Source organism: Pseudoteredinibacter isoporae, assembly GCF_011602085.1.
Taxonomy (GTDB): Bacteria; Pseudomonadota; Gammaproteobacteria; order Pseudomonadales; family Cellvibrionaceae; genus Pseudoteredinibacter; species Pseudoteredinibacter isoporae.
In genome coordinates, this window is the sequence record NZ_JAAONY010000002.1 from 780,217 (window position 1) to 802,034 (window position 21,818).

Annotated in this window: 17 protein-coding genes; 8 read left to right on the top strand and 9 right to left on the bottom strand. The window is 50.3% G+C overall.

Features of this window, described 5'->3' with window-relative positions; genetic code table 11:
- Nucleotides 1–8: 8 nt before the first annotated feature.
- The 8 genes from G8768_RS11970 to G8768_RS12005 form a co-directional block, all read right to left on the bottom strand.
- Nucleotides 9–623 carry a LysE family translocator gene (locus G8768_RS11970; RefSeq protein WP_166846660.1) on the bottom strand — a complete coding sequence of 205 codons (615 nt, stop codon included), beginning with the start codon at nucleotides 621–623 and terminating at the stop codon, nucleotides 9–11.
- Between the two features lie 28 nt (nucleotides 624–651).
- On the bottom strand, nucleotides 652–1,440 hold the full coding sequence (locus G8768_RS11975; protein ID WP_208020165.1) for an ABC transporter ATP-binding protein: 789 nt from the start codon (nucleotides 1,438–1,440) through the stop codon (nucleotides 652–654).
- 508 nt (nucleotides 1,441–1,948) lie between these two features.
- Nucleotides 1,949–3,028 carry an AraC family transcriptional regulator gene (locus G8768_RS11980; protein WP_166846658.1) on the bottom strand — a complete coding sequence of 360 codons (1,080 nt, stop codon included), beginning with the start codon at nucleotides 3,026–3,028 and terminating at the stop codon, nucleotides 1,949–1,951.
- 98 nt (nucleotides 3,029–3,126) lie between these two features.
- Nucleotides 3,127–4,857: an amidohydrolase gene (locus G8768_RS11985; protein WP_166846656.1), complete on the bottom strand. Its 1,731-nt coding sequence runs from the start codon at nucleotides 4,855–4,857 to the stop codon at nucleotides 3,127–3,129.
- A gap of 77 nt (nucleotides 4,858–4,934) precedes the next feature.
- On the bottom strand, nucleotides 4,935–7,400 hold the full coding sequence (locus G8768_RS11990; protein ID WP_166846654.1) for a TonB-dependent receptor: 2,466 nt from the start codon (nucleotides 7,398–7,400) through the stop codon (nucleotides 4,935–4,937).
- A gap of 231 nt (nucleotides 7,401–7,631) precedes the next feature.
- Nucleotides 7,632–8,969: a sodium-dependent transporter gene (locus G8768_RS11995; protein WP_166846652.1), complete on the bottom strand. Its 1,338-nt coding sequence runs from the start codon at nucleotides 8,967–8,969 to the stop codon at nucleotides 7,632–7,634.
- A gap of 4 nt (nucleotides 8,970–8,973) precedes the next feature.
- Nucleotides 8,974–10,566, bottom strand: a complete 1,593-nt coding sequence (locus G8768_RS12000; RefSeq protein WP_166846649.1) for a sulfatase family protein — start codon at nucleotides 10,564–10,566, stop codon at nucleotides 8,974–8,976.
- A 64-nt stretch (nucleotides 10,567–10,630) separates the two neighbouring features.
- Nucleotides 10,631–12,787, bottom strand: coding sequence for a TonB-dependent receptor (locus tag G8768_RS12005; protein WP_166846647.1), 2,157 nt, complete (start codon nucleotides 12,785–12,787; stop codon nucleotides 10,631–10,633).
- 252 nt (nucleotides 12,788–13,039) lie between these two features.
- Between G8768_RS12005 and G8768_RS12010 the strand changes: the two genes are divergently transcribed.
- A complete protein-coding gene (locus tag G8768_RS12010) occupies nucleotides 13,040–13,498 on the top strand; it encodes a MarR family winged helix-turn-helix transcriptional regulator (RefSeq protein ID WP_166846644.1) in 459 nt (152 codons plus the stop codon).
- A 2-nt stretch (nucleotides 13,499–13,500) separates the two neighbouring features.
- Entirely contained in the window at nucleotides 13,501–14,904 is a 1,404-nt protein-coding gene (locus G8768_RS12015) for an MFS transporter (RefSeq protein WP_166846641.1), read from the top strand.
- Nucleotides 14,905–14,948: 44 nt separating this feature from the next.
- Here G8768_RS12015 and G8768_RS12020 read toward each other — a convergent pair whose 3' ends face one another.
- A complete protein-coding gene (locus G8768_RS12020; protein WP_166846638.1) occupies nucleotides 14,949–15,866 on the bottom strand; it encodes a LysR family transcriptional regulator in 918 nt (305 codons plus the stop codon).
- Between the two features lie 222 nt (nucleotides 15,867–16,088).
- Between G8768_RS12020 and G8768_RS12025 the strand changes: the two genes are divergently transcribed.
- From G8768_RS12025 to G8768_RS12050, 6 genes are all read left to right on the top strand, one after another.
- Nucleotides 16,089–16,766 carry a histidine phosphatase family protein gene (locus G8768_RS12025; protein ID WP_166846635.1) on the top strand — a complete coding sequence of 226 codons (678 nt, stop codon included), beginning with the start codon at nucleotides 16,089–16,091 and terminating at the stop codon, nucleotides 16,764–16,766.
- A gap of 85 nt (nucleotides 16,767–16,851) precedes the next feature.
- The gene (locus tag G8768_RS12030) at nucleotides 16,852–18,060 is read left to right on the top strand and encodes an acyl-CoA dehydrogenase family protein (protein ID WP_166846630.1); all 1,209 of its coding nucleotides are present in this window, start codon (nucleotides 16,852–16,854) and stop codon (nucleotides 18,058–18,060) included.
- Between the two features lie 71 nt (nucleotides 18,061–18,131).
- Complete coding sequence (locus G8768_RS12035) at nucleotides 18,132–19,157, top strand: phosphotransferase family protein (protein ID WP_166846626.1); 1,026 nt, start codon at nucleotides 18,132–18,134, stop codon at nucleotides 19,155–19,157.
- Nucleotides 19,158–19,184: 27 nt separating this feature from the next.
- Nucleotides 19,185–20,159 carry an NADPH:quinone oxidoreductase family protein gene (locus G8768_RS12040; RefSeq protein WP_166846623.1) on the top strand — a complete coding sequence of 325 codons (975 nt, stop codon included), beginning with the start codon at nucleotides 19,185–19,187 and terminating at the stop codon, nucleotides 20,157–20,159.
- 47 nt (nucleotides 20,160–20,206) lie between these two features.
- The gene (locus G8768_RS12045) at nucleotides 20,207–20,971 is read left to right on the top strand and encodes an SDR family oxidoreductase (protein ID WP_166846620.1); all 765 of its coding nucleotides are present in this window, start codon (nucleotides 20,207–20,209) and stop codon (nucleotides 20,969–20,971) included.
- Between the two features lie 45 nt (nucleotides 20,972–21,016).
- Nucleotides 21,017–21,769 carry an SDR family NAD(P)-dependent oxidoreductase gene (locus G8768_RS12050; RefSeq protein WP_166846618.1) on the top strand — a complete coding sequence of 251 codons (753 nt, stop codon included), beginning with the start codon at nucleotides 21,017–21,019 and terminating at the stop codon, nucleotides 21,767–21,769.
- The last annotated feature ends 49 nt before the right edge of the window (nucleotides 21,770–21,818 follow it).

Genomic DNA, 21,818 nt, shown 5'->3' on the forward strand with positions numbered 1-21,818 from the left:
GGCGACGACTAAAAAAACCACATCCAGAGTGCAACAGCAATCATCAAACTGCCGGAAATACGATTAAGGTATTGGGCGCCGTTGTCTCGCTCAAGCAAGTACCGCAAACTGCGTCCACCACTGGCATAGATGGTCATTGAAACGAATTCACACGCTGCAATAATGCCCAGCATGGTCAACAGCTGCCAGGCAATTGGTTGTTCAAAGTTTAAAAACGGGGGCAGGATGGAAATATTAAAAGCCCAGGCTTTGGGGTTGGAACAAGCCGTAACCAGCCCCTGCATAAACAAACTGCCACGGCTTACTGATTGTTCCTCGCCCAACTGAAAGGCCATTTTTCCACGGGACAACCAACACTGAATGCCCACATACATCAGATAGGCACCACCCACAACTTTGATGGCGGTAAACGCCACCGGCCAACGCAACAGCAACTGAGCAACACCCAATACCGCCAAGGCCGCTACTGAGATTACCCCCAATAACTCACCCGCCATCATCCACAGGGTACGGCGCACACCAATGGCCATGCCGAGAGTCAATGCCAGCGTCATGCACATGCCCGGGCTCACCGAGACCAGAAAAAACGTGGGTACAAATACTGCGATTACCGCCCATTCCATAACATCAATTCACTTTTATCGACGATTTTCATTCCGCGCGTCGTAATTGGTAGTAACCGCTGTGCTCGCTCAATGTCAGCGGCACAGAATACAATTCACTCAGTAAGGCCTCACTAAGAACCTCACGCTTCGGACCATCGGCCAGAATTTTGCCTTCACGTAATAAAATCACCCGCTCTATGTCAGGGATGATTTCTTCTACATGATGGGTACACAACACAATACCGCGGCCTTCGGCACACAGTGCGGACAGCTGGTCCAACAATGCAAATGCCGCACTGACATCCAATCCCGCCGTGGGCTCGTCCAGCACCAGGGTTTTCGGCTGATGAATCATCGCTCGCGCCAGTAAGACTCGCCGCTGCTGGCCAGTCGACAGATGATGAAACTTTCGCTCGGCTAAATGCGCCAGCCCGAGACTTTCCAAACGTTGTTGCGCCTGCTGGTAATGATCGTCTTCCAGGGGATAATGCTGATACAGCAACCCTATTGCGCCCACAAAACCCGAGACCACCACTTCCAGAGCACTGCTGACGACATTGTAAGAAGCTTGCAAGTCATGGGAAACAAAACCAATTTCCTGTCGCAGCTCATCGACTTTCACGGTTTCACTGCCGTTAATTTTGACAAAACTGCCCTCTTCTACCACTGGGTAAATTTCCCGATTTAACAGTTTCAATAAGGTCGACTTACCCGCACCATTCGGCCCCAGGATGGCAATCTTTTCGCCCTGTTCAATCTTAAGATCCAGATTGGAAAAGACTTGCTGAGCACCTTGGAAGGCACTGACTTTATTGATTTCCAGCAATGTGCTCATGAACGCTTAGCCTGCAAGATAGAAAATGGATTCGAATACAAAATGCAGGCGGCATGGTAACGAATTTTCGGAAGTGATGAAATGTGTGCGATGCAAAGAAAGTGCCCACGAGTCGGTAAAGTCTGGAGTATGTCTTACTTCACGAGAGGCGGCCCTCCCGGCTCCCCTCCATCACAAAAGAGCCAAGCAAAAAACGCTTGTCTCTTTTGCTCCATCGGCGCTCACTCTTAATTGTTCAGCAAGACATACTCCAGACTTTCCCTCAGCCCCCTGTTTTCGATAGGTTCATACCATCCATTTATCGCGTTATTGTTGAGCGGTTTTAATTTCCCGAGTAACGAGCAACAGATCAAAGCCCTAAGGGAAGTCACATTTCATAAAGACCGGAATACCATACATGAGGATTAAGATTGGCTCATAGGCATGAGTTTATCGCCCCGATCTATCGGGCTTGAATGAAATACAGGTGAAATGTCAGTATCGAATGAACCGAGCAAAGAAAATGACACTAGCCTTCATCGTCCCGAAATGATTGGGGGCTCACCCCAGTCCAGGAGCGAAAAGCCCGACTGAAGGCACTGAGTTCGGAGTAGCCCAACTCGAAGGCAATTTCCGACAATGTCAGATTCGTATGATTCAAATAGAACCTCGCCTGATTCTCGCGAGCCTGCTTTTTCACTTCAGCGAAGCTGTACCCCTGCTCGGTTAAACGGCGACGCAAGGTGCGGCTGGAAATGTTCAAAGCACTTGCGACTTCATCCAGCGATGGCGGGCCTTCATTGCTCAAACGAACAATTTCCCGGCTCAGGGTTTCCAGAAAGTTGGCCCCCCCATTGTGACTGAAAGAATAAGCCTTCATCATCTGCCCCATGATTTCAAACAGGCCACTGTTAGAGGTATAAAACTTTTCTTTGAGGTATTCGGCATCAAAAACTATGCGATTACAGCGTTGTCCCATTTTTATCGGGCAGGAAAACATCGCCTGCAAGGGCGCGATATCTTTATCGGATGCGTGTTCAAACCAGACTTCCTTGCAAGGCATAGGCTTTCGGGTGGCCTTACTCAAAGCCTGGGCAAGAAATACCAACAGGTACTCATTGATATGATCAGTTTTGACGTGTTTCGGATTGAGCAGATTGACGGAGAATACCGCGTCCTGTGAACGTACTTTGAAGTCGATGTTAATCGCCGAATCAAAGTGCTTATCATAGCGTTCGAGCGCTAGAATGCCCTGCTCTACTGATGGCGCAGAGAGCATCAGCAAAATAATCATGCCCGCCGATTCAAAATGGTAACGCTTACCAATCGCCAGCCCCAAATACTCATCGTCGGCCAAGTCGGCAACACGATTAAACAACTCCGTGATCTGACTCAGGGGCAGTTGTGAGGAATCATCAATATCTTCGATGACATGAGCAACATCATCCAGAACCGCGAGCGGCAGCTGTTTATCCAGCAAATAATCACGCAGGTAGACGATAAAATGTGACGATAAGGTAGGTTCCATATCGATGGAGTCCGCACCACAGACAGCGGGCGCATTCGCAGGCGCTTCGGTAGAGGGCGGCGAATCATGTGCAGCCATCATTCTTGCTCTTATTGTTATTAATAAGAGCAAGATTCTATGGCGCTAATCCGGCCGCCACAAGTCAAATTTACCGCGGAGCCTTAGAGCCTGCTGAATGGCTATTGCTGCTCATGGACCAACTTGCCGTGATACCAGGTTTTCAACACACGGGTTTCACTGATCCTGTCCGGATTGATTGCGGTTAAATCCTGAGATAACAGAATCATATCGGCAAACTTACCCACCTCCAGCGAGCCCGTGTCCTTCGCCATCCCAAGAGCCCTGGCACCATCAACGGTGAAGATCTTCAGTGCCTGTTCCAGGGTGACCGCTTGCTCCTCCCACAAACTGCCGGGGTACTGGCCATTGGGATCTTTGCGCGTCACCATAGCTTCGAGCCCGGCCCATGGGTCCATACTGGGAACCGCTGCCGGCCAGTCTGAACCGGTCAGCAAAGGCGCACCACTTTCAATCAAGTCGCGGATTGGCCAATAGTGCTCCCCTCTGGGTTTACCTACAGCACCAATCACCGAATCAATGATGGGAGACGGACTCCACAGGTAGGGGCATAAATCGGCCACCGCATCCAGCTGCTTAAAACGGGGAAGATCGGCATCATCAATGTACCCGGCATGGGCCAGCTCATGACGTAAGCCCGAATGACCATTGGCTTTGCGGGCAGCTTCAATGGCATCAAGTGCAATTCGTACCGAACGGTCACCGGCTGTGTGAATCTTTACCGTAAAGCCCGCCTTGTCCAGAGCAATCAGATCGGCTTTCAGTGCCTCCGGATGAACATGCAAACTGCCCTTGGTGTGTTTGCCATATACCGGCGTGTAGGGGTGCAGCATCGCCGCTGTGCGAGCGGCGGTTGGCACGCCATCGGTAAATATTTTTGCAAAATCCACATTCAGCTGAGAACTTTGCGGCTTAGCGTTTTGCAGCGCTTTCAAAGCTTTGCGGTTCTTCAACAATGGTTTTAGATCGAGGGCTTTTTCACGGTGACCGTAAGGCGTCATCAAGGCCACGGCCATATTCAGGGACAACTCCCCGCGCTGTGCCAGGGTGATGTAGCCTTCCACTGCAGGATTGGTCATCGCTGTGCCCTTAATCCCGGTAATGCCATAGCTGTTGGCCAACTTGCTGACGTAGCTGGCGGCCTGAATATATTGCTTCTCACTCCAATGCAGGTTCTGTTGCAAGAAACCAAAGGCTTCAATCAACACGCCGGTTGCTTTGCCGTGCTTATCCCGCAAGATATCCATACCGGGAACATTTTGATTTTCAACGTCGAGTAATTCCAGGGCTTTGCTGTTTAACCAGGCGTTATGGTAGGCGTCATCCACGATCGCAATCGCTTTTTCGGTACTGACCTCATCGAGAAAAGCCCTGGGAGATTCCATAGGGTGATTGATGAAAAAATCGCTGCTCCACTGCCCACCTCGAATCCATAAATCCTGTGGACGTTCTGCTACGCATTTACGCAGTTGCTGCTGAATGTCCTTGGGACTGGCCGTGAAGGGAAAGTTACACTCGAATAAATCTTTTACTGCGCCCACGGTTGGATGGACATGGGCATCATTAAACCCGGGCATTAACATGGCTCCCTTGGCATCCAGTCTCTTCGTGTGCTCACCAAGATAGGGAGTAAGGGAATTTTTATCACCCAAGGCGAGAATACGACCATCCTTAATGGCCACGGCTTTTGCATTGGGCTGATCCGGATTCATGGTAACGATATGCGCGTTTTCAATAAATAAATCCGCGGTATCGTTCGCCTTCAAGTCATTGGGTAGCAGTAAAGAAAATGCCGAGATAGACAGCAACATCGGCATAGAATTAGTAAACATAAAGACTCCTAAAAAAAGGCCCGCAAGGCGGGCCAGCCACGGCAGTGAGGAGACCACCGACTAAGGGAACATAACAGTCAGAAACGGTAACTCAATCGCATACCGGCGCTGCGGGGCATTCCAGCGCTGCGCACATAGGGACCGTTACCACCACGATAAGCTGCTGGAAAATAGTATTCATCAAAAGCGTTGCGCACCCAGGCCATAAGTCGCCACTGCTCATTGGGGCTCACTAAAGCCGCACGCAGATTAACCAGTTCGTAATCATCCGTTGCGGCTTCCGGCGCAACACCACCACTGGTTTCATCCTGATAGGAATAATCCATTCCCAACTCGATTTGATAGCCATTTTGCAATGCCCACTGGTATTGCACAGTGGCGTTGTAGGTCCACTCAGGAGATTGCGCCAGCTCCAATCCGGAAGCATCTCGACGCACAACCGTAGGCCAGGCACTGGCCTGCTGATCAATGGCTTGCCACTCTTCCACTAAGGTATCCAGATAAGCAACACCCAACTGAACCGTCCAGCCTTCTCCGGGCAACCATTGCATATCCAACTCAGCACCGTTGATGCGTGATTGAGGCACATTGGTTAAACCCGCGATATTACCCACAAAGGTCACCGCCACGTCCTGTTCCTGCTTGTCACTGTAGTCATACAAGAACGCCGCAAGGTTCAACTGCATGGTGTTATCCAGCAGCGTGGCTTTTAAACCGGTTTCAAACGCATCAAGCTCTTCTTCACCATAGGGTTGCAACTGGGAGGTGGCATTAGAATTAGCCCCATTAAAACCGCCCGACTTGAAACCGTTTGAGAAGGTGGCGTACCACAGCAAATCATCATTAATGGCGTAATCAATGCCGAGCTTGCCCATCCATTTTTTGGTTTCTATGCGATCTTCATAAACATGAAAGGCATCGTTTACATTCTCAGTGCCAATCACCGAAAAAATATAATTTTCTGAGTTCGGGTCATCATCGATGGTGCCGCAACTGCCCGGAGTCAGGCTTGTGCCAAAGCTGCTGTTCAGGAAATTGGCCAGACTGCCATCACCGGCATCAAAGGTGCAACCCGCCCAATCTCGCGTTTCACGGGTGTAGCGCAGGCCTGCCGTTAAACGCCAATCTTCATTGAAGTTCCATTCGACATGAGCAAACACAGCAGCAGATTCGGTTTCCTGTGTGTATCGGGTATCAAGTTCTAAAATCGGTGCGGCATTGAAAGGGGCAACACCGAAAGGAATGGAGCCATTACCAAACACCGAATCAGCCATAAAGAAATGGTACTGCTCTTCCATATCGTCCTGGCTGTAGTACAGGCCTGCGATCCACAGCAATTCCTCACTTTGCCCACTCAAACGCAATTCCTGGGAGAAAACATCCAGCTCCGTATCATTGATATTGCTGGAATCCAGTTGAGCCGTGCCGTCCCAATCGTTGCTCTCCTGACGTTCAAACTCGTCGTAGGCCGTGATGGAGGTGAGTTCGATATCACCCAAAGACCACTCCAGTTTTACCGAAGCACCACGCAATTGATTGTCACGACGTGGGCGTAGATTCCAACGCTGCCCCGTACGTTCGCTGACGTATTCGTTCGTCCAATCAGCGGCCTCGTTATCACCGCGAGAATACCAGGGCGGGGTTTGACCAAAGAACTGGCTGCCGGGAATCAGATATTGATCCAGACCGAGATACGGTGCGGCGAAATCCGTTGCCAAGCCCGCATCAGTTCCGGCGTAAGCGGTATTCGCCCGATTATCAGACTGGTCGTCCACATAATGCAGGTTCACCAGCGCGGACAAGGAATCATTCACGCTGATATCAAACAATGCCCGCCAGGCCAATTGATCTTTTTCACCAAGACGATCATTTCGAGTCAGACTTTTTTGCCAACCTTCATTGGAGCTGACAGATTTTAAGGCAAAGCGACCATTCACAGATTCGTTCAGGGCGCCGCTCACAAAACCTTCGACATCCAATACTTTGAGATCGTCATAGGCAATATCAATGGCCGCTTCAAAATCATCCGTCGGTTTTTTGCTGACAAAGTTGATCTGCCCCGCCGTGGTATTGCGACCATACAAATCCCCCTGGGGGCCTTTCAGCACCTCAACACGCTCAACATCGAACAATACACCGCGGCTCATTACCGTATAGGGAATCGCGACCTCATCCAGATACAAGCCGACGGTTGAAGAGGCCGCGGTTGAATAGTCCTGAAAGCCAACACCACGAATGGTGTACAAAGGTACGCCCGTTGCGGCCGTTTCATTCACGGTCAGGCCAGGCGTAAACACAGCAATATCTTCCGCCGTCGTCACACCATTATCTTTCAGTTGATCACCGGTAAATGCATTTACGGTAATACCAATATCATTAACACCCTGAGCGTGCTTTTGAGCGGTGACCACTACCTCTTCCAGGGTGGACGCATGAGCACTGCCTGAGGCGAGCAATACCGCTAGAGATAGACGATTGAAAGGCAACACATACTGAAAAGATGAGACATGCCATGGAAACAGAGACTTTGTTATTTTATTCATAGATACAGGCGCACAGAGGCCGCCGCTCCTTATTCGCGGGATAAAAATTAGCAATCGGAGACATAATGTCAAAACGGACAGATGTGAATGGCCTCGGCCCAGTCCTGGCACTCAATTTTTATTGCTTTAGCGGAGTGCTTCGAGAGAGATACTACGAATTGACAGATAAATTATCTTGACGAAAGCGGACAAGGGCTTGACCACTTTCGTCAAAGGCCCGCGAGGAGCGGGTCAGGGAAGCGACGAGTAAAAAATAAGAAGGATAATCAATGGGCAAATGTACTTCACATAAACCGGCCACAGTCGCCAGAACAGGGTGGCTGCGATATGCGGACTCCCCTGTTGAAGCTCTTTCAACAGAGACTGCCGCTGCCAAAGCCAACCGAGATAAATGGAAAACACCAAACCCATTAAAGGCTGACCATATTCCGTACTTGCAGTAACCGCCAGTTCGAATAAAGCATCACCCTGCCAAATCAGCAAAACGCTCAAAGCACTGATCACAGACACACTGATAATGCCGGCTTTTTTACGCTCGATACCAATTTGTTCGGATAGGGTCGCCACAGGAACTTCCAACATCGAAATTGACGAGGTCAGGGAAGCCAATACCAACATGGCAAAAAACAAGGCACTCAGCAGCGTGCCAAAGCTGCCCAGGCTTTTGAACAATTCCGGCAATACCACAAACACCAGTTGGGAACTGGCCAGTAGGTTGCCATCGGCATCGAAGATCTCAACGCCATTCGACATCGCCACATACATGGCCGGAATAATCAACAAGCCTGCCAAAAAGGCGATGGCCACATCCACCAGAGTAACCCAGGCGCCCAGTTTGGGTAAGGATTCACGATGGCTGATATAAGAACCATAGATCAACATGGTTCCCACGCCCAGAGACAAAGAGAAAAACACTTGTCCCATGGCGCTGAGCATTAGCTCGCCCTGCCAAAGTTTACTGACATCCGGCAACAAATACGCCTTAAGTCCCTGCTTTGCTCCTGTTTGATTCAGCACAATGGCGATCAACACTAACAACAAAACAATCAGCATAGGCATTAAGCAACGCGACCAGGCTTCAATGCCAGCACTGACGCCTTTTAAGACAATGGCCAACGTCAATACCATAAATACCAAGGTAAAAAAGATGCTGGCACCAGTGCCGGAGAGCAATCCTGGCTCCACTGCAAACAAGGCAAGTAGAGACCGTAAACACTGACCCAGCATAAGACCCGCAATCACCCCGTAAAAGCTCAGGATCAATGCGGCAACTGCTACACCAAGGTATCCAAATACAGTACTTAAAAAACGACTTAGTGGTCCTATGGAAAGTTTTTTTAAGGCCGCCAGCGTATTGGCTTTTGCAAAGCGCCCGATGGCCAGCTCCGTCATCAACACTGGATAAGCGATCAGAAACGCCAGCAACAAATACACCAGAACAAACGCAGCGCCACCATTCGCGGCAACCTGAGACGGAAAGCCCCAGATGTTGCCTAAACCTACCGCCGAACCTGCGGCGGCCAGAATAAAGCCCAAACGAGAGCTGAACTCTCCCCGAGAAGCTGCCACCTAATTACTCCTCAGACTTGGCGGCACGCACAAAAGGAGGACGCCAGTTCGGAAAATGTTCCTGATAAAACTCATTGCGACCACCGTATTCCAGAACAGCGCGACCCGTGCCGCCTTTCCAGACATCAAATTCCGGTGAAGCATAGCGATCAAAGAACGCCTGCAACTGCCCTTCCAGTACTTTAGCCTTGGCCCTATAGGATTTCTCGGCAATCAAGTTCTTGTACTCGTTCGGGTCATCGCTAAGGCGATAGAGTTCATCTGGTCCATCGGGAAAGCGTTTCACCAGTTTCCAATCTCCCACACGAATGGCCCGAGTGCGCATGTACTCGAAAATAATATCGGCTGGTTTTTCCGGTGAAATTTTGCCCTTGAAAAACTGACTGAGATCACGACCGGGAGATTGCGGGAGCTGTTTGGCATTTTGCCCAATATAGCCCAGCAAACTTGGCGCCAGATCAAACTGATTAACGGGCTCCATGCTCTGCCCTCTTTTGACTTTGCCCGGCTGACGAAGGATCAACGGAATATTCATATTTTCATCATAGGCAGCCGTGGGTAGAGATGCAGAGCTGTTTCCCCACAAGCCGTGTTCGCCAAGCGATGCCCCTTGATCCGAAGTGAAAACCACCAGGGTATTGTCATCAAACCCCTGAGCTTTCAAAGCCTTCATGACACGGCCAATGCCTTCATCCACCATACTCAATTCCGATGCAGCGTGTTGCATTGCCGTTGAGTTATTTAAAGACTTCACCATGCCCCAAGCCACTTCAGACCAGCGACTCTTGCGCCCCTCTTCCGCGCGCCAGCCTTTCAAAAACTCCCCACCGCCATCGCTGCTTTGCACCGCACGGCTGACAAAGTTTTCCAGATAGGGATGAATGGGATCTTTTGCCGTGGGCACAGGGTTCTTGCGATAGTAGTCCGCAAAACGATTGTCGGGCTCTTCCAAAACCAAGGGCGGCAACAAATAGGGACCGTTGTACGACAAGTACAAAAAGAACGGCTGCTGCTTATCTTGCTGGGCGATAAACTCAACCGCTTTATCGGTCCAGTAATCGGTCAGATGTTTTTCGGTTCGGTAGTGCTTGCCATTATCAATCACCTCCATGTTATGGAAGCTACTGGTATGACCGCTGGCAAAGGTAACCCAATAGTCAAAAGACATTTGCGGCTTTTCAGGTGTCCCCAAATGATACTTGCCAATCAGGCCAGTTTTGTAACCCGCCTTGGAAAGTTCACCCGGAAGGCTCGGATACTCCACCAAAGCCGACCATTCTTTTAAACCGACATCGGAAGGCAAAGCGTTATGCACACCATTCTGGGAGGGTAGAAGCCCGGTTAACAATGTGGCTCGTGTTGGCGAGCACACGCCACTGCTGGCAAACGCCTGGTTCAATTGCAAACCTTCACTGGCCAATTGATCAATATGCGGGGTTGAAACATGACGATTGCCATAGCTGCCAATCATTTTTGCCGTCACGTTGTCGATCACCACCAGCACAATATTGTCAGCTCTCTTGTCGGCCGAATAGGTTGCTGTGCTGAAAACACACAACAAAGCGCACAAGGCGGCGCGGCCATAGCTTACATACATAATTTTTCTCACAAAAAAGCGGCCGCCGTGGCGGCCTTATTTGAGGGTTAGGGAGAACCGTATCCTACAATTCCCAATCGATCTTGACGCCGAACTCACGGAAGCGACCCGGCTCTACCTGAGCAATACCGACAGGGTTCAACACCGCAATACCACTCACAAGATAATGTTCATCGGTCAGATTGGTGCCGTAGATACTAAGCTGCCAGTTGCTGCCTTCGGGGCGACAGCGCACATTGGCATTCAACAGCCCGTAGGCTTCCTGTTGGATAAAATTAGCGTCGGGCGTGACTGAGCGGAAATCGTCTTTCCAGCCGTAATCAATACGGGCAATGGTTTCCCCCCAATCTGCCTCCAGGCCGATGGCATAAGATATTTCCGGTGCTCTGGCGAAATCACTGTCGAGGCCAACACTGGCTCGATCAGATTCGATGCGAGTGTAGTCCGCATTCAGGTATCCAAAGGCACCGTCAACGCTGAACACATCGTTAATCAGGAAAGTGAACTCCCCTTCCAAACCGCTGATTTCCGCCGCACCAATATTTTGAATAACATTGCGGGTTGTACCGGGCAACAGAGAGCTGATTTGCATATCATCATACTCTCCGTAGAAGAACGTCATATTGAAACGCAGGCGTTGATCCAGTAACTCACTGCGCAAACCCAGCTCTGCAACATCAAGCGTTTCTTCGTCGAATGCTGTGATACCAAAGAAATTATCAGCCCCAAGATCGGCACGAATGCGATCATTAAAACCGCCCGAGCGGTATCCCCGAGCCAGCGAGGTAAACAGGAATACATCGTCATTCATCTGGTATTCCAAACTTATGCGCCCGGTCAGTGCACTCCATGTGTCAGAATTGCGGACATCTTCTGTGATTTTTTTCGCGCCGGCCGGGTTCAGTTCATTCGCCACAATACTTTTGTCATCGTAGGTATAACGTAAACCGCTTGTCAGAGACCACTGATCATTCAGATCAAAACTGGCCTGACCAAATACCGCGTAACTTTCAACTTCATAGGGGTTAACAATACGTGTGGAGGTGCGGTCTCTTGAATTGCGAGTGGTATAGACGTCACGCTGATCACTGGCTTCTTCGCTGTAATAAAAGAAACCCGCCAGCCAACTGTGGCCATCGCCCTCACCGGAAAACTGAAATTCCTGGGACAACATATCGATATTGCGATCAAAGTTCTGCTCAAACAAAGATGCTGGTGTGCCATCGGTGTCGTAAGCGCCGGTCACATCGATTTTGCGCCAGGACGTTGATGATTTGAACTCGATAGAATCACTCAAGCCCCAATTGATGGTCAGGTTGCTGCCGCGATTATCACTCTTGTAAAAGTTCTCACCGGTTTGGTATGACTTGCTGTAGTCGCCCAGTGGAATATTGGCAATATCGAAGCCGGCTCCGGCCTCACCTTGTACAAAGGGCGCATTGTTGTTGCGAGCGATCAACACACTGGCACCGCCATTGCTGTTCCCTTTGGTGTAGTCAGCCGACCATAACAGCTCGGCATTGTCACTCAGCTGCCAGCGCATATAGGCACGAAACAGATCACTGTTTTTATCACCATAGTCAACGCCACTCAGCACGCCTTTTACATGGCCATCCTGATTTAAGGTGGCTCCGGTAAAACGAAAAGCCACATCTTCACTCACCGGTAGATTCACCACGGCTTTTACATCGCGACGATTTTCACTGCCAATATTCAGTTGGACTTTAGCTTCCAGTTCATCCGTTGGCTTTTGGGTGATGTACCGGATCGCACCGCCGGTAGCACCACGACCAAACAACGTGCCCTGGGGGCCACGGGAAACTTCAACTTGGGCGACATCCAGCACACTTAGCAAGGCACCATCCGTTCGCCCATAGTAAGCATCATCGACATAAAGCGCGATTGGCGTTTCCTGATTTACCGCATTACGGTCGGTACCGATACCGCGAACAAAAAAGGCTGCGTTGCTGCCACCCAGTCCGCCCGCACCACCCGCAGCGACGTTGGGCATTTTCATTTCAATACCCTTGAGATCGGAGATGTTTTGTTGCTCCAGATTCTCCGCTCCGAGCGCAACAACAGACAAAGGGGTTTCCTGCAGGCTTTCGCTGCGTTTACGTGCTGTTACCACCACTTCTTCCAACATACCGTCGGCGTAAATAATGGGGCTAGGCATCACACTGGCTATGGCTGAGGCCAGCAAGAGCTTTTTATTATTCATATGAACTCCAGGCTAGTGACCGCAATGCTGTTTGTACATCGCAGCAATGAATTGAATCTTTCAAACCCTGTTTTCTTGTTATGGGTTGATATATCAATCGTAGAATTTTATGAGTTGTGATGTCAACCCACAAAATACAAATTGCCGGGAAGAACTAGATCGATTGGGAATAAAAGGCGTTTTCTATAGTTTGACATCTCAAGCGTCAACTTGAATACTGAGCCCTGAGATTGATGAATAACGGTGAAGGAATTGGCCGAGATCAAAAACAAAATCCAGTTGGAATCCTATTTCCCCTATCTTCTCAGGGCGATTTCCACTCGAATTAATGTGGGCACCAGCAGCATGTTGGTGGAAGGCATCCGAATCGGCATGCGGGAATGGCGTATTCTCGCCCTAATGGCCGACAAAGGTATTGTGCACAATAAGCAAATCACCCTGGACAGCGGCATGGACAAAGCCTCCGTCAGCCGTAGCCTAAAATTTATGGAACAGGAAGGCCTGATTGTCGGCGTAGACGGCGAGAGCTGGCGCAGCAAGCCCTATCAATTATCGGAACTGGGCATCAAGGTGTTCGATACCATCGCTGCCGATAAAATTACCCGCGCCGATACGCTCTGGGAAGATCTCAATAAAAAAGAACAAGCCGAACTCATTCGCCTGCTGCAAAAGCTCAAGGCCAATGTCGACAGGGTCCTAGACCCCGAATAGTGATGAGGCCATTCAGCGCGGACTTACGCCCGGAGCCTCAAAAACCTCTGTACGAGCTGGGCCTGCAATTGGCGTTTATGTGTGCGTTTGCCAATTTGCTCTCCCATGCCAATCGCCAGATATTGGTTGTACTGGTTGAACGTATCAACAGCGATCTTCACATCAGCGATACCCAATTTGGCATTTTGATGGGGCCAGCCTTTTCGGTGGCCTACGCGATCAGCACCATTATCATTGCCGAATTTACCGACGCCAATTCCAAGGTTCGGATGATCAGCATTGGCGTATTTGTCTGGTCGGCAGCTACTTTTGCCAGTGCCTTCGTCGAAAGCTTTGAAGGTCTGCTCTTGTGTCGGGCATTAGTTGGCCTTGGGCAATCCATTCTTTCACCCGCAGCCTATACCCTGCTGGCCAGTCACTATCCGAAAAACCAATTGGGTCGAATCAGTTCACTCTACGCGATGGGTTCATTTTTAGGGAGCGCATTAGTGTTGATTGTCGGTGGCTTTTTTGCCGAACAATCGCTGCAGAAACCCGAGTTCGAACTGTGGTCGAATTTCAGCATCGCACGCTGGCGTTTAATCTTTCTATGGGTAGGCGGCGTCGGTCTGATATACAGCCTGGTCTTTGTATGGCTGCATAAAAACACCGAACATCATCAACAATATCGTCAACAACCGGAACAACAGAATAAGCAGGAACAAAGCCCAACTCCCCATGTACCTTACCCGGAGGTCGTCCGATATTTATGGAAGTATCGTGATTGCTACCGATTCTATATTCTGGGATTTTCCAGTTATTCCGTTGCCTTGTTTTGTATCATTGCCTGGGGGCCGGCGTTTTTTATCCGCCAACTGGACATGAACCAAAGCCAGGCGGGTTTAGTCCTGGCATTGATTATGGGGACCGCAAACTTATCCGGCGTTTGGGCCAGCGGTTATATCATGGATAAGCTTCGGGAGCGGGGACTAAAACAAGCCCCCTATATCATTGGCACAGTGGGCGCAGGAATTACAGCACTGACCGCCGTGGGATTTTACAGCGCCTTTTCCGAGCAGTGGCACCACAACTGGGTGCTGCTGGGCTTTTTTCTTTGCGCGCATTTTGCTTCCTACCCGATTGCACCATCGGCCAGCACGAATCAATTGATGACGGCAATCCCAATGCGAGCCAGAGCCTACGCCATTTTTCTCTGCGTCAATAATCTATTGGCCATGGGGGCAGGTTTAAGCCTGGTTGGTTATCTCAATGACTATGTGTTTTCCGAACAGGAGGCCATCGGAAAATCACTGGCTCTGGTGGTGTTTCTCAGTGCTTGCGCCGCATCAGTTCTTCTTGGTCTTGGCGCCAAACCTTATTTGCGCAAACTCGACCGCAATGCACAACATCAGGGGCAGTATCTGTAGATCACGTCACTCTGGAGACCCACTTTTGTTCTTCAGGCCGTGATTTATTCAACCTCATCAATCAAGGCAATGCCATCCTGAATGCCATGCAAAAACAGATTGCGCAGCCATCGGTTGGCATGGTCATCGTCGGCACTTTTGTGCCAGAACAGATGCCAGTTCAAGGCAGGCACATCAAAGGGCAAGGGTAAAATTTTGAAATCCAGCTGGCGTGCGAGACGAACGGGAAGCGTCCAGGCGAGATCGGTATTGGCGACAATTTTGGCACCCACCATGTAGTGCTGCACCCGCACTTTGATATTGCGACTCAAGCCCATGCCATTCAAGGCATGATCCACAATACCCTGCCCTTTGCGGCGACTGGATACATTGATATGGCCGATAGAAAGATATTGCTCCAGCGTCAGATCATTCCGTACAGCGGGGTGATCTGGCCTGACCACGCAGACATAATCTTCGCCGCTCAATGGCGCATGACAGAGGTTATTGTCAGCGACCAAAGGCACGTCAATGGCAAAGTCGAGGCTACCAGCCGCCAGTTCTTTGGCCATGTCTTCGCGAGGGACATAATAGCTGGTCAGGGTCATATTGGGCGCGAGACGCTGAAGGTGCGACATAATGGGCGGCAGCAAGAGGGTTTCACCCAAATCATTCATACTGCAGGCGACCACTTTTTCCGAGGTTTCGGGATTGAATTTATCCCCTTCCTGCACGCTCATGTTCAGCAATTGCAAGGCCTCGCGCACTCGCCCGACAATATTCTCTGCGACCGGCGTAGGCATCATGCCATCCGGGGTGCGAACAAAAAGCTGGTCATCGAAAGTCTTGCGCAGACGGTTCAAGGCATTACTCACCGCAGGCTGAGTGATGCACAACACCTCAGCCGCCCGGGTCAGGTTCTTCTCAGTATAAATGGCGTCGAAAACGACAAATAAGTTCAGATCCACCTGGCTTAAACGCATGCTGTATCTACCCTGCTCGGCTGTTCTAATGGTCTCTTCCAGACCCTTAGACGATTCAAAAAGGACCTAGATCATAATCACTATAATTAATAATGCAATATTAAAATAATAAACTTCAATGATAGTAATCACTTCAATATTCTCTTTTCATACCTTTTGGCTCCCTGCTCAAGGGACGAAAATCAGGACGACAGGCAGCAAACATCAAGCCTCGGGAGAGATATGTCAGAGTTTTTGTTAGTACGTCACGGCCAGGCCTCTTTTGGTGAGGATAATTATGACAAGCTGTCCCAACTGGGTTGGCAGCAGGCTCGCTGGCTGGGTGAGTACTTCCAACAACAGGACAAATCATTTGATGACATTATCACCGGCAAACTGGTGCGCCATCGGGAAACCGCCCAGGGCATCTGTGAGGGCCTGGGCTTATCCCGCGATGGCTTTACGGAACATGGCGGGCTCAATGAATTCGACTTTCACTCCGTCGTCAGCGCTTACTTGAAGCAATCTCCCGAAGAAATGCCGGCCGATAAAAGCGATGCCCGCCCCTTCTTTAAAGTGCTCAAACGAGCCATGGAAGCCTGGCGAAACAATCAACTGGAAACCGCCGTGCCCGAAAGCTGGGATGATTTTGAACAACGGGTTGCCGATGCCCTGAGCTTTATTCAGGACAACTACTCCGGCAAACGTGTACTGGTGGTCAGTTCCGGTGGCGCTATCGCCATGGCAATGAAGCACGTTTTGGGCTACGGAGACGATATGGTAATGAACATTAATATGCAGGTAATCAATTCGAGCCTGAGCCGATTTGTTTTCAGCCCGCGCAGTGTTCGCCTGGCCAGCTTCAATAATATTCCTCACTTGGACGATGTCAGTCGAAGTGACGCAGTAACGTACAGCTGAGTGTTAATCAGCCGTACGCGTAATTTAATAGCACATTCTTTTTATCCAAATAAAAACAACTTGGAAAAGCAACTTGGAGAGAACCATGGATTTTGAATACAGCGATAAGGTCAAAGATCTGGTTTTACGCGTTCGCGCCTTTATGGACGAACATGTTTACCCCAATGAAGGCACCTTCCACGAGCAGGTCAATGCCGATCGCTGGAAGACTCCGCCGATCATGGAAGAGCTGAAAGCGAAAGCCAAAGCTGAAGGCCTTTGGAATTTCTTTCTGCCTCTGGCCTACGGCGAATACTCCGGTGGTTTAACGAATCTGGAATACGCCCCACTGGCCGAAGAAATGGGCCGTGTAGCCTGGGCACCTGAAGTGTTTAACTGTGCAGCGCCCGATACTGGTAATATGGAAGTCCTAGCAAAGTACGGCAACGCCGAGCAGAAAAAGCAATGGCTGGAGCCGCTGCTGGAAGGCAAGATTCGCTCGGCTTTTGCCATGACCGAGCCGGAAGTTGCTTCTTCCGATGCCACCAATATTGAAACGTCGATTGTGCGTGATGGTGATGAGTACGTCATCAATGGCCGCAAGTTTTACATCTCCGGTGCCTGCCGTGAAAGCTGTGAAATTATGATCGTCATGGGTAAGACTGATCCGGAAAACCCGAACCGCCATATGCAGCAATCACAGGTTCTGGTTCCGGTAAAAACACCTGGCGTAAACATTGTTCGCCCGATGCACGTATTTGGCTATGACGATGCGCCGGAAGGCCACGCCGAAGTAATCTTTGATAATGTTCGTGTGCCAGTCAGTAATATTGTTTTGGGTGAAGGTCGCGGTTTTGAAATCGCCCAGGGCCGCTTGGGGCCAGGCCGTATTCACCACTGCATGCGTTCTATCGGTGCCGCCCAGCGTGCTTTGGAAATGATGTGCAAACGTGCCAACGAGCGTGTTGCTTTCGGTCAGCCACTGGCGAAGAATCAGTCGGTTCGTGAAGACATCGCCATGTCAGCCTGCCAGATTGAGCAAGCTCGTTTGATGACCTTGAAAGCCGCATACAAGATGGATACTGCCGGTAATAAAGACGCAAAAGATCTGATCGCCATGATCAAAATCGTTGCACCAAATGTTGCACTGGATGTAATCGACCGCGCCATTCAAATGCACGGTGCTGCTGGCGTAAGTCAGGATTTCTTCCTGGCACATATGTGGGCAGGTCAGCGAACCTTGCGTTTGGCCGATGGCCCGGATCAGGTTCACATGATGCAGCTGGGCCGCAATCTGGCAAAAGCACACGCTTAACACAACAAGACGTAAACACTCAGCCGGGGCCTGCCCCGGCTTTGTCGTTAGAAAAATACGAGGAAATCATCATGGCAGACGTTAGCCAATTGGATGTGGTCAAACTGGCAAGCTATTTGGAATCTCAAATTAACGGTTTCAAAGGCCCGATCAGTGCCGATAAATTTCCCGGTGGGCAATCCAACCCCACCTTTAAAATCACCGCCGAATCCGGCGTGTATGTTCTTCGTCGCCAGCCTCCTGGCAAGCTCCTGAAAAGCGCGCATGCCGTGGATCGTGAATTCCGTGTTCTCGCAGCGCTGGCAAACAGCGATGTACCTGTCGCCAAGGTTTATCACCTGTGTGAAGACCGGGATGTCATTGGTTCCATGTTTTACGTCATGGAATACTGCGATGGCAACGTACATTGGGACGCCCAACTTCCTGAGGTAGGCAACGCCACACGCGGAAAAATGTACGATGAAATGAACCGCGTACTGGCCGCGCTGCACAGCGTTGATCTTGCAGAAGCAGGTCTGGAAGACTACGGCAAACCCGGTAACTACTTTGCTCGCCAGTTGGATCGCTGGACCAAACAATATCGCGCTTCCGAGTTGGAAAAAATCGATGAAATGGATCAGCTGATCGACTGGTTGGAAAACAATCAGCCGGAAGATGATGGTCGAGTCTCTCTGGTTCACGGCGATTACCGCCTCGACAATGTGATGTTCGACAAAAGCAATCAAAATATTATTGCGGTTCTGGATTGGGAACTGTCGACGCTGGGCCACCCCTTTGCCGACCTCGCCTACCAGTGTATGCAGCTGCGCATGCCCGGTGCCGGTGACATGAAAGGTTTGATGGGAATCGATCGTGCTGAACTGAACATTCCTTCTGAAGAAGAATACGTTGCTCAATACTGTAAGCGTATGGGTCTGGATTCCATTCCAAATTGGGAATTCTATATTGCCTTCAGTTACTTCCGCCTGGCCGCCATTATTCAGGGGGTTGCCAAACGCGCAGCCGACGGTAACGCCTCGAATAAAAAAGCGGCACAAATGGGTGCCTATGTAAAACCCATGGCTCAATTTGCTTTAGATACCATCGCCCAGGCTTAGAACCTGCCATTAAAAAAGGATAAGAACATGAAAGCGATCGTTTGCCATGAATTTGGCCCCTTGGACAAGCTCAGTTATGAAGAAGTCGATACACCCAATGCCGGTCCGGGTAATGTTGTTCTGGATATCAAAGCCGCAGGCGTCAACTACCCCGACGGTTTGATGGTGCAGGGGCTCTATCAAATGAAACCGCCCTTCCCCTTTACCCCCGGCTCAGAAGTTGCAGGAGTAATCAGCGAAGTCGGTGACGGCGTCAACCATGTCAAGGCGGGTGACCGTGTGATCGGTTTTGTGGGTGTTGGCGGTTATGCCGAAAAGGCCCTCTGCCCGGCCACTCACCTTATTCCCATTCCAGACGGCATCAGCGATGCGGAAGCGGCAGGTTTAACAACCGCCCACGCAACCGCTCACCATGCACTCAAGCAGCGCGCCAATATTCAGCCGGGTGAAACCCTGTTGGTAACCGGTGCGGCCGGAGGCACCGGTTTGGCGGCGGTTCAAATTGGTAAAGCCATGGGCGCAACCGTAATTGCGGCCTGTTCCAGCGAAGAAAAGCTGCAACTGGCCAAAGAAAACGGTGCCGACATTCTCATTAACTATAAAGAGAACGATCTGAAAACCGAACTCAAAGCCATTAACGATGGCAAAGGTATCGATGTGGTCTATGACACCGTCGGCGGTGATGCTTTCGATGCCTGCAGTCGCTGCATGGCTTGGAACGGTCGCCTGCTGATCATCGGCTTCGCTTCTGGAGAAATCCCCAAATTCCCGGTCAACCTGGCACTGGTCAAAGGCTACTCCGTAGTCGGCGTATTCTGGGGCTCATTCACCGCACATCAACCAAAAGATTTTGCGGACAATATGCGCGAGCTGCTCGGCTGGTACCTGCAAGGCAAAGTCAAAGTCGTTGTCGATGAAGCTTTACCATTAAGTGACGCCAAAGCCGCCCTTGAAAAAGTCATGGGCCGCCAGGTAAAAGGCAAGATGGTATTACTGCCATAGGCCATTCATAACAATAAAACTCCAACAGCACTATACGGAGAACAACAATGAGTACAGAATTATTTAACTTAAATGGCAAAGTTGCCCTGGTAACCGGTGCCAGTCGCGGTATCGGTGAAGAAATCGCCAAATTGCTGGCCGAACAAGGCGCTCATGTCATGGTTACCTCGCGCAAGAAAGAAGGCTGCCAAAATGTCGTGGATGCCATTACCTCTGCTGGCGGCAGCGCGGAAGCACTGGCGTGTCACGTAGGTAATATGGAAGACATTACCAACACCTTCGACTACATTCGCGAAAAACACGGCAAGCTGGATATTTTGGTTAACAATGCCGCCACAAACCCTTATTTCGGCCATGTACTGGATACCGACCTGGGTGCTTACAACAAAACCGTTGATGTTAACATTCGCGGTTATTTCTTTATGTCCATCGAAGCGGGCAAACTGATGAAAGAAAACGGTGGCGGCGCCATTGTAAATACCGCATCCGTCAATGCGATTCATCCTGGCCCCGCCCAGGCGATTTATTCCATCACCAAAGCGGCCGTGGTCAGCATGACCAAAGCCTTTGCTCGCGAGTGTGCGGAACTGGGCATTCGCTGTAACGCCCTGTTGCCTGGTCTGACCAAAACCAAATTTGCAGGCGCCCTGTTTACTCACGATGAAATCTACCAAATGGCCATTGATAAAATTCCCATGAAGCGTCATGCCGAACCTCGTGAGATGGCCGGCACCGTCTTGTATTTGGTTTCAGACGCTTCCAGCTACACCACAGGGGAATGCATTGTGGTTGATGGCGGTATGATTGTTTAAAGGTTTCCGGCCAGCTTGGCTGGCCCCAGACATAGAAGATACATTATGGATTCACTATTAGATTTTCGTGGCAAAGTTGCCATCATCACGGGCGCGGCCAGTGGCTTTGGTGCCCTGCTTGCAAAAGGCCTGCACGAGCGTGGTGCTCAATTGGTTCTGGGCGATATCAATCTACCCGGTCTCGACAAAGCCAGCGCCGAATACGGCGATAAAGCGGTGTTGCTGCAATGCGACGTCAGCAAAGAGGAAGACTGTGAAGCTCTGGTAAAAGCTGCCCTCGAAAAGTTTGGCCGTCTCGATATTGCGGTGAATAATGCTGGCGTTGGCCATGAAATGCTGGCCACTCACGAGCAACAAGGCGATATCTTTGACCGCCAATACGAGGTCAACCTCAAGAGCGTTATGATCGGCATGAAGCATCAAATTCCCGCTATGTTCAAAGAAGGCGGATCAATTCTGAATGTTAGCTCTATGGCTGGTATCGGAGGTGCTCCCAAGCTTGCTCCCTATGCAGCGGTAAAACACGGTGTCATCGGCTTAACCAAAACCGCCGCTGTTGAGTACGCCAAACAAAACATTCGCGTGAATGCAATTTGCCCTTTCTTCTCCCCCACCAATATTGGTGCCGGTATGTTAAAAGAAGATGGTGTGGAAGACATGCTGGTGCGAGGTTGCCCAATGAAGCGCTACGGCACCGTACAGGAAATGGTTAACGCCATGATGTTGATACTGTCGCCGGGTAACAGTTATATGACCGGCCAGGCCATCGCGGTTGATGGTGCGGTTTCTGCGATCTAACGCTATCGGGGCAGAGTTTTCTGCCCCGATTTTTTTCCGTTCTATTCTC

Bases quoted from the DNA above. Each gene is read 5' to 3' on its own strand.
- G8768_RS11970 (WP_166846660.1), bottom strand. From the start codon at position 623: ATGGAATGGGCGGTAATCGCAGTATTTGTACCCACGTTTTTTCTGGTC.
- G8768_RS12015 (WP_166846641.1), top strand. From the start codon at position 13,501: ATGAGGCCATTCAGCGCGGACTTACGCCCGGAGCCTCAAAAACCTCTG.
- G8768_RS12035 (WP_166846626.1), top strand. From the start codon at position 18,132: ATGGCAGACGTTAGCCAATTGGATGTGGTCAAACTGGCAAGCTATTTG.
- G8768_RS11975 (WP_208020165.1), bottom strand. From the start codon at position 1,440: ATGAGCACATTGCTGGAAATCAATAAAGTCAGTGCCTTCCAAGGTGCT.
- G8768_RS12005 (WP_166846647.1), bottom strand. From the start codon at position 12,787: ATGAATAATAAAAAGCTCTTGCTGGCCTCAGCCATAGCCAGTGTGATG.
- G8768_RS12000 (WP_166846649.1), bottom strand. From the start codon at position 10,566: ATGTATGTAAGCTATGGCCGCGCCGCCTTGTGCGCTTTGTTGTGTGTT.
- G8768_RS12030 (WP_166846630.1), top strand. From the start codon at position 16,852: ATGGATTTTGAATACAGCGATAAGGTCAAAGATCTGGTTTTACGCGTT.
- G8768_RS11990 (WP_166846654.1), bottom strand. From the start codon at position 7,400: ATGAATAAAATAACAAAGTCTCTGTTTCCATGGCATGTCTCATCTTTT.
- G8768_RS12025 (WP_166846635.1), top strand. From the start codon at position 16,089: ATGTCAGAGTTTTTGTTAGTACGTCACGGCCAGGCCTCTTTTGGTGAG.
- G8768_RS12045 (WP_166846620.1), top strand. From the start codon at position 20,207: ATGAGTACAGAATTATTTAACTTAAATGGCAAAGTTGCCCTGGTAACC.
- G8768_RS12020 (WP_166846638.1), bottom strand. From the start codon at position 15,866: ATGCGTTTAAGCCAGGTGGATCTGAACTTATTTGTCGTTTTCGACGCC.
- G8768_RS11980 (WP_166846658.1), bottom strand. From the start codon at position 3,028: ATGATGGCTGCACATGATTCGCCGCCCTCTACCGAAGCGCCTGCGAAT.
- G8768_RS11985 (WP_166846656.1), bottom strand. From the start codon at position 4,857: ATGTTTACTAATTCTATGCCGATGTTGCTGTCTATCTCGGCATTTTCT.
- G8768_RS12050 (WP_166846618.1), top strand. From the start codon at position 21,017: ATGGATTCACTATTAGATTTTCGTGGCAAAGTTGCCATCATCACGGGC.
- G8768_RS12040 (WP_166846623.1), top strand. From the start codon at position 19,185: ATGAAAGCGATCGTTTGCCATGAATTTGGCCCCTTGGACAAGCTCAGT.